Origin of the sequence: Amycolatopsis sp. H20-H5, assembly GCF_035828755.1 — a bacterium.
Lineage (GTDB): Bacteria > Actinomycetota > Actinomycetes > Mycobacteriales > Pseudonocardiaceae > Amycolatopsis.
This window is the reverse complement of record NZ_JAYMZS010000053.1, coordinates 34,349-49,199: the sequence shown is the minus strand read 5'-3', so window position 1 is coordinate 49,199 and position 14,851 is coordinate 34,349. Positions and strand designations below refer to the sequence as shown.

Annotated in this window: 13 protein-coding genes; 7 read left to right on the top strand and 6 right to left on the bottom strand. The window is 70.4% G+C overall.

Annotated features, from left to right (window positions below; translation table 11 throughout):
- The first annotated feature begins 110 nt into the window (after window positions 1-110).
- A complete protein-coding gene (locus QMK34_RS26425; protein WP_326417099.1) occupies window positions 111-887 on the top strand; it encodes a ricin-type beta-trefoil lectin domain protein in 777 nt (258 codons plus the stop codon).
- A gap of 3 nt (window positions 888-890) precedes the next feature.
- Here QMK34_RS26425 and QMK34_RS26420 read toward each other — a convergent pair whose 3' ends face one another.
- Window positions 891-1,898, bottom strand: a complete 1,008-nt coding sequence (locus tag QMK34_RS26420; protein WP_326417098.1) for a stage II sporulation protein M — start codon at window positions 1,896-1,898, stop codon at window positions 891-893.
- A gap of 86 nt (window positions 1,899-1,984) precedes the next feature.
- Between QMK34_RS26420 and QMK34_RS26415 the strand changes: the two genes are divergently transcribed.
- The gene (locus tag QMK34_RS26415; RefSeq protein ID WP_326417097.1) at window positions 1,985-2,941 is read left to right on the top strand and encodes an RDD family protein; all 957 of its coding nucleotides are present in this window, start codon (window positions 1,985-1,987) and stop codon (window positions 2,939-2,941) included.
- Window positions 2,942-3,023: 82 nt separating this feature from the next.
- On the opposite strand, the gene QMK34_RS26410 is transcribed toward QMK34_RS26415, so the two are convergent.
- Window positions 3,024-4,214 (bottom strand): neutral zinc metallopeptidase, encoded by a 1,191-nt coding sequence (locus QMK34_RS26410; RefSeq protein WP_326417096.1) that lies wholly within the window; start codon window positions 4,212-4,214, stop codon window positions 3,024-3,026.
- A gap of 282 nt (window positions 4,215-4,496) precedes the next feature.
- Here QMK34_RS26410 and QMK34_RS26405 point away from each other — a divergent pair, with 282 nt between their 5' ends.
- From QMK34_RS26405 to nudC, 5 genes are read left to right on the top strand one after another with little or no spacing between them, the layout of a single operon-like run.
- Entirely contained in the window at window positions 4,497-6,239 is a 1,743-nt protein-coding gene (locus QMK34_RS26405) for a DUF2207 family protein (protein ID WP_326417095.1), read from the top strand.
- A complete protein-coding gene (locus QMK34_RS26400) occupies window positions 6,236-7,834 on the top strand; it encodes a DUF2207 family protein (protein WP_326417094.1) in 1,599 nt (532 codons plus the stop codon). Before QMK34_RS26405 ends, QMK34_RS26400 begins: the two co-directional genes overlap by 4 nt.
- Window positions 7,835-7,874: 40 nt before the next feature.
- Window positions 7,875-9,203: a M16 family metallopeptidase gene (locus QMK34_RS26395; protein WP_326417093.1), complete on the top strand. Its 1,329-nt coding sequence runs from the start codon at window positions 7,875-7,877 to the stop codon at window positions 9,201-9,203.
- On the top strand, window positions 9,200-10,582 hold the full coding sequence (locus tag QMK34_RS26390) for a M16 family metallopeptidase (protein ID WP_326417092.1): 1,383 nt from the start codon (window positions 9,200-9,202) through the stop codon (window positions 10,580-10,582). Before QMK34_RS26395 ends, QMK34_RS26390 begins: the two co-directional genes overlap by 4 nt.
- Window positions 10,579-11,598 (top strand): NAD(+) diphosphatase, encoded by a 1,020-nt coding sequence (nudC, locus tag QMK34_RS26385; RefSeq protein ID WP_326417090.1) that lies wholly within the window; start codon window positions 10,579-10,581, stop codon window positions 11,596-11,598. Before QMK34_RS26390 ends, nudC begins: the two co-directional genes overlap by 4 nt.
- 120 nt (window positions 11,599-11,718) lie before the next feature.
- On the opposite strand, the gene QMK34_RS26380 is transcribed toward nudC, so the two are convergent.
- From QMK34_RS26380 to QMK34_RS26365, 4 genes are all read right to left on the bottom strand, one after another.
- Window positions 11,719-12,447, bottom strand: coding sequence for an ESX secretion-associated protein EspG (locus tag QMK34_RS26380; RefSeq protein WP_326417088.1), 729 nt, complete (start codon window positions 12,445-12,447; stop codon window positions 11,719-11,721).
- 10 nt (window positions 12,448-12,457) lie between these two features.
- Window positions 12,458-13,756, bottom strand: a complete 1,299-nt coding sequence (locus QMK34_RS26375; protein WP_326417087.1) for a WXG100 family type VII secretion target — start codon at window positions 13,754-13,756, stop codon at window positions 12,458-12,460.
- The gene (locus QMK34_RS26370; RefSeq protein WP_326417086.1) at window positions 13,756-14,388 is read right to left on the bottom strand and encodes a DUF3558 domain-containing protein; all 633 of its coding nucleotides are present in this window, start codon (window positions 14,386-14,388) and stop codon (window positions 13,756-13,758) included. The genes QMK34_RS26375 and QMK34_RS26370 overlap by 1 nt, the downstream gene beginning before the upstream one ends.
- On the bottom strand, window positions 14,381-14,851 hold a 471-nt coding region (locus QMK34_RS26365), incomplete at its 5' end, for a PE domain-containing protein (RefSeq protein WP_326417085.1). The genes QMK34_RS26365 and QMK34_RS26370, both read right to left, overlap by 8 nt.

Sequence of the window (14,851 nt, the reverse complement as noted above, 5' to 3'; positions counted from 1 at the left end):
GCCTTCAGGGACCATCAGGCAGAGTCCACGATGGGGTGGGTTTGCTGGCGCTCGCCGGTCGCGGCTGTTACTTCCGAAGGGGGAAGACGGCTGAGACGAGGGGGATCCTGGTGCGTGGATTGTGGGTCGCGGCGGTTCTGCTGATCGCGTCGGGGGCGCCTGCCACGGCGCAACAGGCCGGGGTGCCGGTGTATCTGGCCGACGGCGGCGGCACGGTGTCGCTGGCCGCGGCCGACGGCAAGCCGCTGCTCGCGGACGCGAAGGACCCCAAGGCACAATGGGCCTACGACAAGACGACCCTGCTGTACCGGAATGTCGCGAGTGGACAGTGCCTGACCGCGCAGAGCCCGGTCGACGGCGTCACCGTGCGGATGACGGCCTGCGACGACAAGGACCGGCACCAGCAGTGGCGGCGCGGCGCGGGCACGCCCGGCCTCGTGGTGATCGCCAACGTGGCCACCGCCCGCTGCCTGACGGCCGAGGCACCGGCCGTGGGTTCCCGCCTCTACCAGGAGGTCTGCTCGCTGATCGGCGTGTCGAACTACTGGGCCGCGGGCGGCCGCACGCTCGGCATCCTGTCCGGCAACGGCCAGCGGCTCGCGTCGAAGACCCCGGGGGAGCCGTTCGTGGTCAGGGTGATCGGCGAGAACGGCCAGCCCGCGGACGCTGTCGCGGTCAGCTTCTTCGTGCGTTCCGCGCGGCCGAAGAACGTCTTGGCGTTCGAGGGCGGCGCGGAGACCGCTACCGCGAAGACCGGCCCGGACGGCAAGGCGTCGAGCCCCAAGATCGTCCTCGCCGAACCGGGCGAGTTCGACATCAAGTTCACCGGCAGCGCGAGTCTCGACGACGGCAACACGATCACCTTCGAAGGCTCCTGCCTCTGTTGAGCGTCAGGCGGATTCCGGGAGGAAGTCGCCCGCGTACCCGGCGTCGACGTCGCCGGTCTCGCCGTCGCGGGCGGCACGGCGGCCGAGGACGAAGACATACGCCAGGAAGGCCAGCTCGACGACGACGCCGATGCCGATCCGGGCCCAGGTCGGCAGGCCGGACGGGGTCACGAAGCCCTCGATGGCCCCGGACACCAGCAGCACCCCGACCAGGCCCAGCGCGATGACGACCACCGAGCGCCCCTGCGACCCGAGCGCGGCCGAGCGTGACCGGCGGCCGGGGTCGATCAGCGTCCAGCCGAGTTTCAGGCCTGTTCCCGCGGCGACGAACACCGCGGTCAGCTCCAGCAGGCCGTGCGGCAGGATCAGGCCGAGGAACACGTCGCCGCGCCCGGCCGCGGTCATCAGCCCGCCGCCGACGCCGAGATTGAGCGTGTTCGACCACAATGCGGCGATCACCGGCAGGCCCAGCGCGATCCCGAAGAACAGGCAGGTCGCCGCGACCCAGGCGTTGTTGGTCCACACCTTCGCCGCGAAGGACGCGGCCGGGCCGGTCGAGTAATACGTCTCGTACTGGCCGCCGGGCGCGGTCAACGCCTTGAGCTCGTCCGGGGTGGCGATCCTGGCCCTGACCTGGGGGTCCCCGGCGATCCACGCGGACAGCACCGCCGCCAGCGCGAGGCACACGACCGCCGTCGGCACCCACCAGCGCCACGCCAGGTACACCGCGGCCGGGAAGCGGCGGGTGAAGAACAGCCCGACCTCCCGCCACGCCGGGCTGTGGGAACCGGTCACCGCCGCCCGCCCGCGGGCGACCAGTCCCGACAGCTGCGCGAGCAGCGCGGGGTCCGGCGCGACCGAGCGGATGATCGACAGGTGCGTCGCGGCCCGCTGGTAGAGCGTCACCAGTTCGTCGGCCTCCGCGCCAGTGAGCTTCCCGCTCCGGCCGACGAGCTCGCGCAGGCGAGCCCATTCCGCCCGGTGCGCGGCGACGAACACGTCCACGTCCAACGGACACCTCCCAGGCCTCGTCCGACAGCCTATTCGTCCTGCCCCAATTCTCCCCGTGCCGCGTCGGCGAAGATTAGGCTTGCCCGGTGGAAGAAGAGTCCGAACTCGTCACCGGCGAGGCCGTGGTCCTGGACCTCCGTGTCGCGAAACTGGCCACGCGCGCGGTCGCGATGCTGCTCGACGTGCTGGTCCAGGGCGCGCTGCTGCTCGCCGTGTACCTCGTGCTGTCCCTGACGACGTCGTTGGACGACGACTCCCTGCTGCTCACCCTGATCCTGGTGGTGTTCATCCTGGTGATGGTCGGCTATCCGGTGCTGTTCGAGACGCTCAGCCGCGGCCGTTCGCTGGGGAAAATGGCGATGGGCCTGCGGGTGGTCCGCCTCGACGGCGGCCCGATCCGCTTCCGCCAGGCACTCACCCGTGGGCTGGCGGGCTTCTTCGTGGACTTCTGGGCGCTCGGCTTCCTCGGCGCCGTCGCGGTGATCGTGTCGCTGTGCTCCAGCAACGGCCGCCGCACCGGCGACTACCTCGCCGGGACGCTGGTGATCCGCGAGCGGGTCTCACAGGCGCCCCAGTCGTACGTCCCGATGCCGCCCGAGCTCGCGCTCTGGGCGTCGCAGCTGGACCTCAGCCACCTGCCCGCCGAGCTCGCGCTGGCGATCCGCCAGTACCTCGGGCGCGCGGCCGAACTGCGTCCGGAGGCCGCCGCGGCACTCGGCCACGGGCTCGCACAGCAGGTCACGGCGATCATCGGCGCCCCAGTGCCGCCCGGGGTCCACGTGTGGAGCTACCTGGCCGCGGTGCTGGCCGAGCGGCGCGGCCGGGAGCAGGCCCGCCTGCTCCCGCAGGTCCAGACCCCGCAGCCGTACCCGCAACAGCCCTACCCACAACAGCAATACGCGCCGCAACAGCCTTACCCGCACCAGCAGCCCGCGTACTCGACGCCGTACGCCCAGTACCAGCAGCCCGTCGCGCCCCCGGCTCCCGAGCCTCCCGCCGCGGCTCCGGCGGAGCCGGAGAGCCCGTTCGCGCCGCCCAGCTGACCTACCGTTCACGGTCCCTGAAGGCCACCATGACGGCGTTAAACGCCGTCATGGTGGCCTTCAGGGGCAATCGAAACGGGTGTTAGGAGATGTCTCCCGAAGAGGAATTCCACGTGCTGCACTGGGGTGTGCGGTTGGTCGTCGCGCCGTGCTGCCACCAGGCGATGTTGTGCTTGGCGGTGCCGTGGTCGCGGATGTGGGCGGGGTTGTACTCGTCGCCGCGGTTCTGCGAGTTCCAGCCCTCGTTGTAGATGTTCTTGTCCACGGAGCCGCCGGAAACGCTGGCCGAGCCGAGGAACATCCCCGAGAAACACTGTGCTTCGAGTTCCAGGCGGCGCGAGGTCTCCAGCCCGGCGGCGGAATCGGCGCCCGCGTCGTAGCGGGCGTTGCCGTAGGCGTCGAAAATGCCCGACATCTCCTGCACATGGTGGCCGTACTCGTGCGCGAGGATCGACAGGTAAGGGCCGGGGTGGTTGCCCCAGGTCTCGATCTCGATCCGGTCCATCGGCAGGTAGATCGTGTTGTTGGTCGGGCAGTAGAACGGGGTCGCGCCGGCGCTGCCGCACGGCGTCGCCGACGAACCCGAGATCGAGTTGGGCACCGACAGGTTCGGGGTGGCGGACGGAAGGTCCGCCCCGGCCAGCGCCTTCGACCACATCGCGTCGAGGCAGACGATGCCCGTCTGGAAGAACCGCGTGACGCTGGCTTTGTCCGTCGCCCAGCGTGACAACGAGCACGGGACGTTCTGCAGCCCGAAGTCCGCGTCGGCGAACAGCGGGTTGTCCGCGAGCTTGACGACCTTGTGCGGACCCTGCGGCGTCGTGCTGGTGGGCGAGTCCCGCGCGCTCGTGCGGCTGCTCCCGGTGCTGCGCGCGGTCGACGTGCCGTAGCTGGTGCTCGGCACCGACGTCACCGGCGAGTACGAGGTGCCGGTCGTGTACGTCGACGAGTAGCTCGTCGTCGGATACGTGCTGGAGTAGCCCGCGTCGGCCACGTGCCGGGTGTTGTCGTTGGCCAGCGCGAAGACCGCGATCACACCGCCGAGCAGCGCGAAGACGCCGATCATCGCCACCAGGACGATCGCCCCGGTGTTGGACTTCTTCACCGGATAGGGCGAATAGCCGTACCCGGGCGCGAATCGCGGCGAGAACGGCGCGCCCGGCGGCGGACCGGCGTACCCCGGGACGAATCGCGGGGGCGGGCGGCGGCGGGCGGGGGCAGCGGCGCGCCCCTCGGCGGCGGCATCGGGTACCCCTGCGGCCGCGGGGGACAAGGGCCGGGCGGCGGTGGACCCTGACGCGGTGGCGGCGGCCCCTGGGGCGGCAACCCCCGCGCGCCGGGCGGCGGCAGCGGACGGCGGCCCGGTGGCGGCAGCGGTGGCCGTCCGCCCGGTGGCGGCACCGGGCGGCGCCGTGGGTCCTGCGGGCCCGGTGGCGGCTGAGTCATCTGAGTGGAACCCCCCAAGGTCTTCCTGCGTCAGAACGGCTGTTCACGCAAAGGGCGGATCTGCCGTTCGAGCCGTCAGCATAGATCGAGTGCTTTAGGGTGTGTGACTGTGTTGAACAAATGGGGGGCGGCGTTCGCCCTGGCAGCGGGCTCGGCCGTGGTTCTGGCGCCGGCCGCGTTCGCCGACGGCCCGTCCGCTGGTCCTTCACTGCCCAATCCGCCGATCGAGCAGCTGCAGAAGCCTGCCGACGCGCTCGCGCCCGGCCTGCGGCAGCCGCCGCCCGCCGGGCCGGTCGCCGACATCGCGCTGAAACTGCAGCGTGACGGCTCGCTCTCGGTCACCGAGAAGGTGACCGTGCCGGGCGGGCAGCAGCTCACTTCCCGGGTGCCCCTGCGGGTTTCGGCCACCGACGCCGAGGATCGCGTGTTCGCCGTCCGCGACATCAAGGCCGAGGGCGCGGCGAGCTCCGAGCTCACCGCCGATCAGCTCGTCCTGTCCTTCCGCGGCGGGGAATCCACCGTCATGTACACCGTGGACGGTGCGGTCGCCGACCTCGGCGGCCAGCAGCAGGCCCGCTGGCAGGCCGCGAGCGGCTGGGACGCGAAGCTGGGCAAGGTCACCGTTTCCTTCCTCGCCCCGGCGCCCCAATTGTCCCCTGTGGACTGTTTCGCCGGGCCGCTTGGCTCCAGTCAGCGCTGCACACTGTCCGAAGTGGACCACACCGGGGTCGTGCGCGCGGAGCAGAACGGCGTCGACGTCGGCGACCGGGTCGACCTGCTGGTCGGCATGCCGCCCGTCACCGCCCTCGCGAACGCGAAGTTCGAAAAGATCGGCCTGTTCGCCAAGGCCTTCGCGCTCAACGCCTTGACCGGCATCGTTTTCGCCGCACTCGTGCTGCTCATCCTCGCCGGCGCGGGGTACGTCTGGCGCCTGCGCAGGCGGGACGCCGGTGCGCTGACGGCGGGCACCGGGCCCGTCGAAGTCCTGCTGCGCGACGGGAACAGGGTGTACTTCGCTTCACCCGACGGAGTGCTTCCGGGCCAGGTCGGCACGGTCGTCGACGAGACCGTCGACGTGGTCGACATCAGCGCCACGGTGATCGATCTGGCCGTGCGCAACTATCTCTGGGTCGCCGAAGTCCCCGGCCAGGACTGGCAGCTTTCCCGCCGCAACGCGCCGGACGAGCACCTCCACGAGTTCGAGCGCGCGGTCTACGAGGTGCTCCTCCCGGAGGGCGCCGATTCCGTGCTGGTTTCGCAGCTGCGCGCCCGCGGCGGGCTCGACCTGCGCCGCATCAGCGACGCGATGTACGCCGACGTCGTCACCAAACGCTGGTTCTCCCGCAGGCCGGACGTCTCGCGCTACCGCCTGACCTGGCTCGGCATAGGCGCTTTCGTCGCCGGAGTGGTCGCCACCCTCGTCCTCCTCTTCACCGTCGGCGACGCGCTGCTCGGCGTCGCGCTGGCGCTGGCCGGGCTGGCGCTCGCGCTCGGCGCCGGGTTCCTCCCGTCGCGGACGGCACGCGGACGCGCCCTGGTGGGCCAGGTCCGCGGCCTGCTCGACTACCTGCACACCGCGAAGGCCGACGACATCCCCGCGGCCGACCGCGAGATGGTGTTCTCCCGCTCGTTGCCGTACGCGGTGGTGCTCGGCGACACCGAGCGCTGGCTCGGCACGTTCGCCGGGCTCAACCCCGCGTCCGACGGCTCGGCCGGGCTGTACTGGTTCGGCGGCCTGGAGTCCGAGTCCGATCTCCGCCGGTTCGGTGCCCACTTCCCGTCCTTCCTCACCGCCCTCGACGGTCTGCTCGCCGAGTCCGGGCACCTGCGTCAGCCCGCCGCCCGGCGATGAAGGTGCTGGCGGCCGTCGCCGCCGGGCTGGTCCTGACCGCGAGCCCCGCGGCCGCACAGGACCAGCCGCCGTTGCCGGGGCTGCCGCAGAGCGCGGAGATCCAGCTCAAGGCCGAGCGGGACGGCTCGCTGTCGGTGATCGAGGCGATCTCCGTGCCCGCCGACGCCACCATGACCCGGCGGGTCCCGCTGCGCGTGGCCGACGAGCAGGACCGCGATCGGGTGTACGGCGTGCGGGACGTCGTCCTCGAAGGTGCCGGTTCCGCGCAGGTCGCCGACGACGTGTTCACCGTCCGGCTGGCCGGTGGGACCTCGGTGCTGCGGTACACAGTGGACGGTGCGGTCAGCCAGGCGGACGGCGTCGAGCGTGTCACCTGGGAGCTCGCGGGCGGCTGGGACACCGACCTCAAGCTGGTACGCGCGTCCTTCGCCGCGCCCAGTATCGCCGCCGCCGTCGACTGTTTCGCCGGGCGCCCCGGCACCGATTTCCACTGCGGCGCCGCGCAGATCGACCACGCCGGGCTGACGCGGTTCAGCCAGCAGAACCTGCCGGCCGGGCAGCGGATGCAGATCAGGGTCGAGCTCCCGGGCGGCACGCTGCCGGTGACCGCGCGGCTGGTCCCGTCCGCGACGGTCGCGGGGGCGTTCGTGCTCACCGCGCCGGTCGGGTGGGCGTGGCTGGGTTTCGCGGTCGCCCTCCTCGCGTGGGCCGGATGCGTCTGGTTCGCACGTCGCCGGGACGCGCGGCCCGGCGATCCGCTGCCGGTCGAACCGTTCTCCGCGGGCGACGAGGAGGCCGCGTTCGCCTCACCCGAAGGCGTGCTGCCCGGCCAGGTCGGCCTGCTCCTTTCGGGCCGTGCCGACGCCGTCGACCTCGCCGCGACCGTGCTCGACCTGGCCGTGCGCAACTACTTGTGGGTGAGCGAGGCCGACGGCGACTGGGTCCTCACCCGCCGCAACCCGCCCGACGAGCACCTCACCGGGTTCGAGCGGGCGGTGTTCGCCGTGATCCTGCCGGGGGACACCGAGTCGATCAGTCTCGCCGAGCTCCGGCGTAACGGCGTCGGCCCGCGTCAGGTCCGCGAAGAGCTGTACGGGGACGTCGTCGGCCGAGGCTGGCGAAGCAGCGGGAAGCTCGCGAAGGCGGGTGCCCGCGTCGTCTTCTACGGGCTATTCCTCACCGTGTTGCTCATGTTCACCGTCGGTTACGCCCAGCTCGGCATGCTCCTCGCACTGGCCGGAGCGGCGGTCGCGGCGGGCGGGCGGTGGCTGCCGGCGCGGCGGCGCGCCGGTGCCCAGCTGGGCAGGCGGCTGCTCGGCCTCGCCGAACGCCTGGGCGCCACCCGGGCCAAGACCGTGCCGAAGCCGAGGCGCGAGATGGTCTTCTCACGTGCTCTTCCGTACGCGCTCGCGCTGGGTGAACTGGATCACTGGCTGTCCGCTTTCGGCGAACTCGCGACGCCGCCGCGGCTGTACTGGCTCGGCGGTGACGAGCCGTCTCCCAAGCAGGCCAGGGCATTCACCGCCGTGCTGGTCGGGACGTTCTCCGGCGCGGGCCGCGCGCGGCTGGCGCGGGCCGTCCGGTTACCCGGGTAGCCGGAAGCCGAATGTCGGTGGTTGGCCGTAGGGTGTTGTCATGGCCGATCCCGAGCTTGTCCGATTCACCCTCGACAACGGTTTGCGCGTGGTGCTCGCACCGGACGCGACCGCGCCGGTGGTGGGTGTCAGCGTGCACTACGACGTGGGTTTCCGTTCCGAGCCGGAGGGGCGCACGGGCTTCGCCCACCTCTTCGAGCACCTGATGTTCCAGGGCAGTGAAAGCCTGGAGAAGCTGGCCCACTTCCGGCACGTCCAGTCCAGCGGCGGCACCTTCAACGGGTCCACGCATCCGGACTACACGGACTACTTCGAGGTGCTGCCCGCCGCGGCGCTCGAGCGCGCGCTGTTCCTCGAAGCGGACAGGATGCGCGCCCCGAAGCTGACGCAGGAGAACCTGGCCAACCAGATCGACGTGGTCAAGGAGGAGATCCGCCTCAACGTGCTGAACCGGCCGTACGGCGGGTTCCCGTGGATCCTGCTCCCGCCGGTCCTTTACCAGACCTTCCCCAACGCCCACAACGGGTACGGCGGGTTCGAGGACCTCGAGCAGGCGTCGCTGGACGACTGCGCGGCCTTCTTCGACACCTACTACTCGCCTGCCAACGCGGTGCTGACGGTCGCCGGTGACTTCGCCGAGGCCAACGCTCGCGAGCTGATCGAGAAGCACTTCGGCGACGTCCCGTACCGGCCCGCGCCGGTCCGCCCGTCGTTCGCCGAGCCGGTCCCGGACGGCGAGCTGCGCGGCGAGGAGACCGACCCGCACGCCCCGCTGCCCGCGCTGGCCGTCGGCTACCGCATGCCGGACCCGATCAACGACGTCGACGGTTACCTGGCCCACCTGGTGCTCGCCGGGCTGCTCACCGACGGCGACGGGTCGCGCCTGCAGCAGCGTCTCGTCCACCGCGAGCCGCTGGTCGTCGACATCGGCGCCGGAGCCGGGTTGTTCGGCCCGTTCGAGGCCCGCGACCCGGACACGTTCACGATCACCGCGATCCACCCGCCGGACGTCACGACCGAGCAGGTCCTCGCCGCGCTCGACGACGAGCTGGAGAAGCTCGCCGCGAACCCGCCGGACGAGCAAGAGCTGCGGCGGGTCACCGCCCGCTGGGAGTCCAGCCTGCATTCGGAGCACGACAGGCTGGTGTCCCGCACGCTGGCGCTCGGCGCGTTCGAGCTGCTGTACGGCGACGCCTCGCTGGTCTACCGGCTGGCCGACAGGATGGCCGCCGTCACCGCCGAAGCCGTGTCCGGCGCGGCGAAGTCGCTGCGCCCGGATTCACGCGCGGTGCTGGTGATCCGGCCCAGTGGTGCCGAGCCCAATGGTGCCGAGCCCAGTGCAACCGAGCAGGAAGGCGCCGAGCAGTGAGCTCCGCAACGCATCGCACCGCCGAGGAGATCGGCCGCACGGCCACCGGCCCGCGTCCGGTGCCGCCGCTCGGCGAGCAGCGGTTCGCCGCCGATCTGTCCCATGTGGACACCGAGCTGAGCAACGGGCTGCGCGTGCTGGCCGTGCGCAAGGCCACCGTGCCGCTGGTCGAGCTCCGCGTCTGGATCCCGTTCGCGGGCACGGACGTGCTGCACCCGGCCACCGCCGAGGTGCTGGCCGAGACCCTGCTCACCGGCACCGCCCGCCGGGATCGCATCGCGGTCGACACCGAGCTGGCCCTGATCGGTGGCGACCTCGGCGCCGGGGTCGACCCGGAGCGCCTGATCCTCAACGGCACCACGCTCGCCAGCGGCCTGCCCACGATGCTGGACGTCCTCGGCGACGTGTTCACGGGTGCTTCGTACGCCGACGCGGAGGTGGCGCGCGAGCGTGAGCGCCTGATCGAGCGCATCGCGGTGTCCCGCACCCAGCCGCGCACGATCGCCCGTGAGGCCTTGCAGAAGCAGCGCTACGGCGACCACCCGGCCGTCCGTGAGGTCCCGCGTGCGGAAGACGTCGCGGTCGTGGAGCCCGAGCAGGTCAGGGCGCTGCACACGGCTTCGGTGCTGCCGCGCGGTTCCGTGCTGGTGATCGTCGGCGACATCGACCCCGAAACCATCATCGGCGACCTCGAGAAGGCACTCGGCGGCTGGGCTTCCGACGCCACGGCCGCTCGGCTGCCCGCGCTGCCGGAGCTGTCCGGCGGCAACGTGCTACTCGTGCCGCGTTCCGGCGCGGTGCAGTCGCAGCTCAGGCTGTCCGCGCAGACGGTGCCCCGCACCCACCCGCGGTACGCCGCGGTGCAGATGGCGAACCTGGTGTTCGGCGGGTACTTCTCGTCGCGTCTGGTCGAGAACATCCGCGAGGACAAGGGGTACACCTACAGCGCGCATTCCGGGTTCGAGTTCACCGACCAGAACGCGGTGGTCAACATCGACGCGGACACCGCCAACGACGCGACAGCCGCGGCACTGCTGGAGACCCGCTACGAGCTGGGCAGGCTCGGCATGGTCCCCCCGACGGCCGAAGAGGTCGAGTCGGTGCGCCAGTACGCGATCGGTTCGCTGGTCACGGCGACGTCCTCGCAGACCGGCCTTGCCGGTCAGCTGACGGCCCTCGCCGCGACGGGCCTCGGCCCCGAGTGGCTCGCCGAGCACCCCGCCCGGCTCGCCGAGGTGACAGCCGAAGAGGTCGCGCAGGCGGCTCTGGACTACTTCGCGCCGAAGCGGTTCAGCGGAGTCGTCGTGGGTGACGCGGAGCTCCTCGCGCCGAAGCTCACCGCACTGGGCGACGTCACCGTGGGAGCTCCGGCAGAATGACCGCACCTTTTCGGCTCGACGCCTTGCCGACGCTCTCGCGGTCCACAGTGGACCGTCAGGAGATGTTGCGCACCAACCCGGAGCGCCTGGCCACCCGCTGGCCGGACGCCCGAGTGGTGCTGCTCGACGACACCGGCCGCACCCCGGTGGCCGAGGGCTCCGACTCCCTCGCCACCCGCAAGGCCCAGGACTTCGGCCCCACACCCCCGCCGGACGCGGTGTTCCTGGGGGAGTGGCAGGACACGGACTACTGGTCCCTGCCGGGCAGCCCCGAGGGCGACCCGGAGACGGTCCGGATGACGGGCAGCTGGGGCATGGTCGAGGAGGTCCCGCGCACCGATGGCGAGGTCTGGGTCGAGCTGCGCGGCTACGGCGACCTGCTGGACGACACGTCCGCCGGTCTGTTCACCACCGCGCAGGCGCTGCGCAACTGGCGCCGGCAGTCGAAGTTCTGCACCCGCTGCGGTTCGCCCACCGAGCTGACACAGTTCGGCTGGGCGAGCAAGTGCACCAACGACGGCCGCGAAGAGTACCCGCGCACCGACGCCGCGGTGATCTGCCTGGTCCACGACGATTCCGGCGTCAACGGCGAGCATGTCCTCCTGGCCCGTCAGCCGATCTGGCCGCCCATGCGCTACTCGGTCCTCGCCGGGTTCGTCGAGGCTGGCGAGTCGCTCGAGGGCTGCGTCGAGCGGGAGATCAAAGAAGAAGTCGGCATCGACGTCACCGGAGCCCGGTACCTGGGCAGCCAGCCCTGGCCCTTCCCCCGCTCGATCATGCTGGGCTTCACCGCCCGAGGGGACATGTCCGCCAAGCTGATCCCAGCCGACGGCGAGATCGAAGAGGCCCTGTGGGTGTCCCGCGCCGAGGTTCAGGCCGCGTTCGCCAACAGCCAGACCCGCATGGAGGGCGCCGTCCCCACCCCGATCGCGGGCGGCGCGGCAGAGCTGATCCTGCCCGGCAACTCCTCGATCGCCCGCGTGATGCTGGAAGCTTGGTCCCGCGCCACCCCCTGACACCCGCCGCTCGCGGGCACGACCACCCGTGTCCGCGAGCCACGCACACCCACAGCGCAACTCGTCGACGAGTCGTGGTCTCTTAGCAACCAAGAGACGGCAACACGTCGCCGAGTTGCGCTACTTGCGAAGCTCGGCCTCAATCTGGTGCAGCAGTTGAGCCAGATCCTGCGTGCTCGCGGGCGCGACGGTGAGCCATCCGGGCGAGGTCACGCTGCTGAGAATCCGTCCCTGTTCGGTGTCGATCCAGTAGGGCGGGATCTCGTTGCGAACCCGCCGCTCCCTGCCCTCGCGCAGCGCGACGTACAGCCGTCCGACATGGATCCGCGGAGCGCGCATCCACTCGGCAGCGCGCCGCGCGTCCCGCGCACTGCTGGAACTGGTCATCGGCGCGTCGCCGTTCAGCGCCGCCTCGTAGTCACCCTGCGCGCAGGTCAGTGAAAGCATCTTGGGCACCGGCGGGGTGTCCGGGAACGACGCCACCAGATCCCAAGCGGCCGTCTCGGCGCGGCTGGGATACAGAAAGAGCATGTCCTCGTTGGCGACGGCCAGCACCGCGTCCCGGCCTCGGGTCGCGGTCTGCACGGTGATGTCATGGCCGTTGATCTTCGCCCAGCAGTAGTAGTCGACGGTCGGCCGCTGAAGCAGCGCGATCACCTCGGCGAAGTCGCGCGCCCGCCAGCCCTGACCCTCGAGCTCGGCGTCGGCCTTGCCGTCCAGCTGGGCGAGCTCGTCCGGCGGATACCATTTTTCACCCCCGACGAGCGTGGGGTGGATATCGCCGGCATCCGTCCGGCGCACCAACGTCTGATAGGTCTCGCGACTCAGTTCCAGCGGTTCACGCAGCACGATCGCGACCTCAGTCGCCGATGACCGGCGGAGTCGCCTTCATACCGTCGGGAATCCCGCCGAAGAGCTCGTCGGGGTCCTCCTCCAGCACGATCTTCCGCTGGTGCTCTTCGTCCTCGCCGCCCTTGCCCTTCCCCGCGCCCTGCCCCATGCCGCCCATCCCACCGGCGCCCTTGGCCCCGCCAGCACCACCCGAAGCCCCACCGGGCCGCGCGACCCCGGCGCGTTCACCGACAACACCACTACCGCTGCCGTTGCCCGCACCAGGCGCACCGCCGCTGGTCCCGGCCACACCGCGACCAACACCGCCAGTCCCACCGCCACTCACGGAACCCGCCCCACCGGGCGTCCCGAACCCGCCGACGGAACCGAACCCACCACTGCCCCCGCCGACACCGTCAGCCCCGGACCCCACCGGCCCGAAGGTCGGCAAGAGCCCACTCCCGAATCCGGGAGCCGAGCTGACCGGCGGCTTCGGCGGCACGTAACCGGTGGTGTTGGTCGTATCCGACGGCCCGCCACCGGGATGCTGCCCCGGAGCAGGCGGTGTCTCGTTCGACGGAGTCTGGTGCGACGCGGGCGGCGGCACACTGTGCCCGGTGTCCCCAGCCGTCCCGACTGTCGAGCCCGGCTGCTGACCACCCGGCTGCTGCGTGGACGAGTCCTGCCCGCCAGCGTGGTAGTCGGTCGAGCGCCCACCAGTGCTGTTGCTCTTCCCACCACGGCCGACTGTGCGGGTGTCCCCGGTGAACCCCGGCACCGAATCCGGCCCACCCGGCGGCGCCACCGCGATCCCCGCGGGCGCGGCGTTCAGGACCGGATAGTCCTTGGCCGCGGCGTTGCGGTTGGTGTCCGTGGTGGCGTAGTAGGTGCCGTAGGCCTCTTTGTTGTTCTTGTCATTCGTGTCCCACTGGGCGGCCTTCTTTTCGGAATCACTTGCACCCCATGGCATATAGCTCGCCAGGTCGTCAGTGTCCGGCCGAGGCCCGTCAATCTTTACCAGCTTGTCCCGAGTGCCGCTGAAGGCCGAATGCTGCCCCGACATCGACCCCGCGCTCTTCTCCAGATCGGCGGCCGCCTGCGTCGACGTCTGGATCAGCGGATTCAGCCCAGCCTGTGCCTTGGCGGAGGTATCACCCGACCAGGTGCCGTCGAGCTTGGTCTGGATGGCGCGGATCCGGTCGGCCAGCTCGGTGTGCCCGCTCTTGAGCGCGTCGGCCGCCTGCCTGGCGCCGTCCAGCGTCGCGTCGTTACCGGGGAAGCGGTGCATCCGGTCGTAGACATCGGCACCCGTGTACCCGTCAGGCATCAGTTCTGCCCTTTCTTGAGGTACTCGATCACGAAACCCGCCACCTTCTTGCCGAGCTCACAGCCATCGGTGAACGGAGTGGTCCCTGAATAAAGTGAGACGCTGATCGTGTAGGTCAAGTCGTCTCGGATTCCTACTGCCGCCGCACATTGCCCTGGAAGAGCGTTGGTTGAATTGTCGTAGACCACGCCCGGGTAGCCATCTACTGAGAAGGGTTCGAACTTGGTCAGCCCGTCGACCTTGTGCTGTGAGTACAGGCCGCTGATTCCACTGCGTGAAGGATCCGCAGTGAACACGGCGCCGGTCACCGAGGACGGTCCGTCAGTTGCGAAGTCCCAGCTGCACTTTGGGCCACCTGAATCGGCCACTTCGGGCTCGGTGCTCTTTTGCGGCTTGCCGAGGCTGGCCACCTGATCAGCTGTCATGGCACTGCATGGATCCTTCTCCAGCGCCGCCGGGTCCAATGCCTTGGGCACGGCTGGGGCCCCATCGGAAGGAAGAGCAGTGCTCGCCGGGGCGCTTGGGGCCGGGGCAGTCGGAGTGCCGTTGACCGCACTCGTTCCTGAGCAGCCAGTAGTCGCCAGTCCGATACCGAATGCGACGCCGATCAGAGTGAAGCGAATCTTAGGCATTTTGACTGTGCTTGCCTTTCAGTGCGCTCGCGTTGTGCTGTTCTTGTGCCAGGTAGGTGTCGCGAGCTGTCTTGACGGCTTCCAGCTGACGTGTTAACTCGGCGATCACGCTGTTCAGGTAGTTGCCGTAGGACTGTCCTGCGGCGTTTGCGTCCTGGACATAATTCGCGCTGGCTACCTCATCACCCATCGGCTTGATCGAGGCGAGCTGCCTGGCGTGTTGTTGGTGCTCTTTGCTGATCCAGCCGAGCAACTCGTTGAGGTCCTTGATGACCGCGTCGGCGGTGGCTGGGTCGAATTTGTAGCCTCCGCCGCCGGTGTCCATGGCCGCGTTGACCTTGGCTTGTTCGTCGGCGGTTTGCTTGGCTACCTCTGCGGGTGGCAGGTCGTAGAGGTATTTGTAGCCGGGTACGAGCGGTCCCATGAAGTTGCTCGCTACGTGTCTGACCCGTTCCACACCTTC

Bases quoted from the DNA above. Each gene is read 5' to 3' on its own strand.
- QMK34_RS26400 (WP_326417094.1), top strand. From the start codon at position 6,236: ATGAAGGTGCTGGCGGCCGTCGCCGCCGGGCTGGTCCTGACCGCGAGC.
- QMK34_RS26395 (WP_326417093.1), top strand. From the start codon at position 7,875: ATGGCCGATCCCGAGCTTGTCCGATTCACCCTCGACAACGGTTTGCGC.
- nudC (WP_326417090.1), top strand. From the start codon at position 10,579: ATGACCGCACCTTTTCGGCTCGACGCCTTGCCGACGCTCTCGCGGTCC.
- QMK34_RS26375 (WP_326417087.1), bottom strand. From the start codon at position 13,756: ATGCCTGACGGGTACACGGGTGCCGATGTCTACGACCGGATGCACCGC.
- QMK34_RS26370 (WP_326417086.1), bottom strand. From the start codon at position 14,388: ATGCCTAAGATTCGCTTCACTCTGATCGGCGTCGCATTCGGTATCGGA.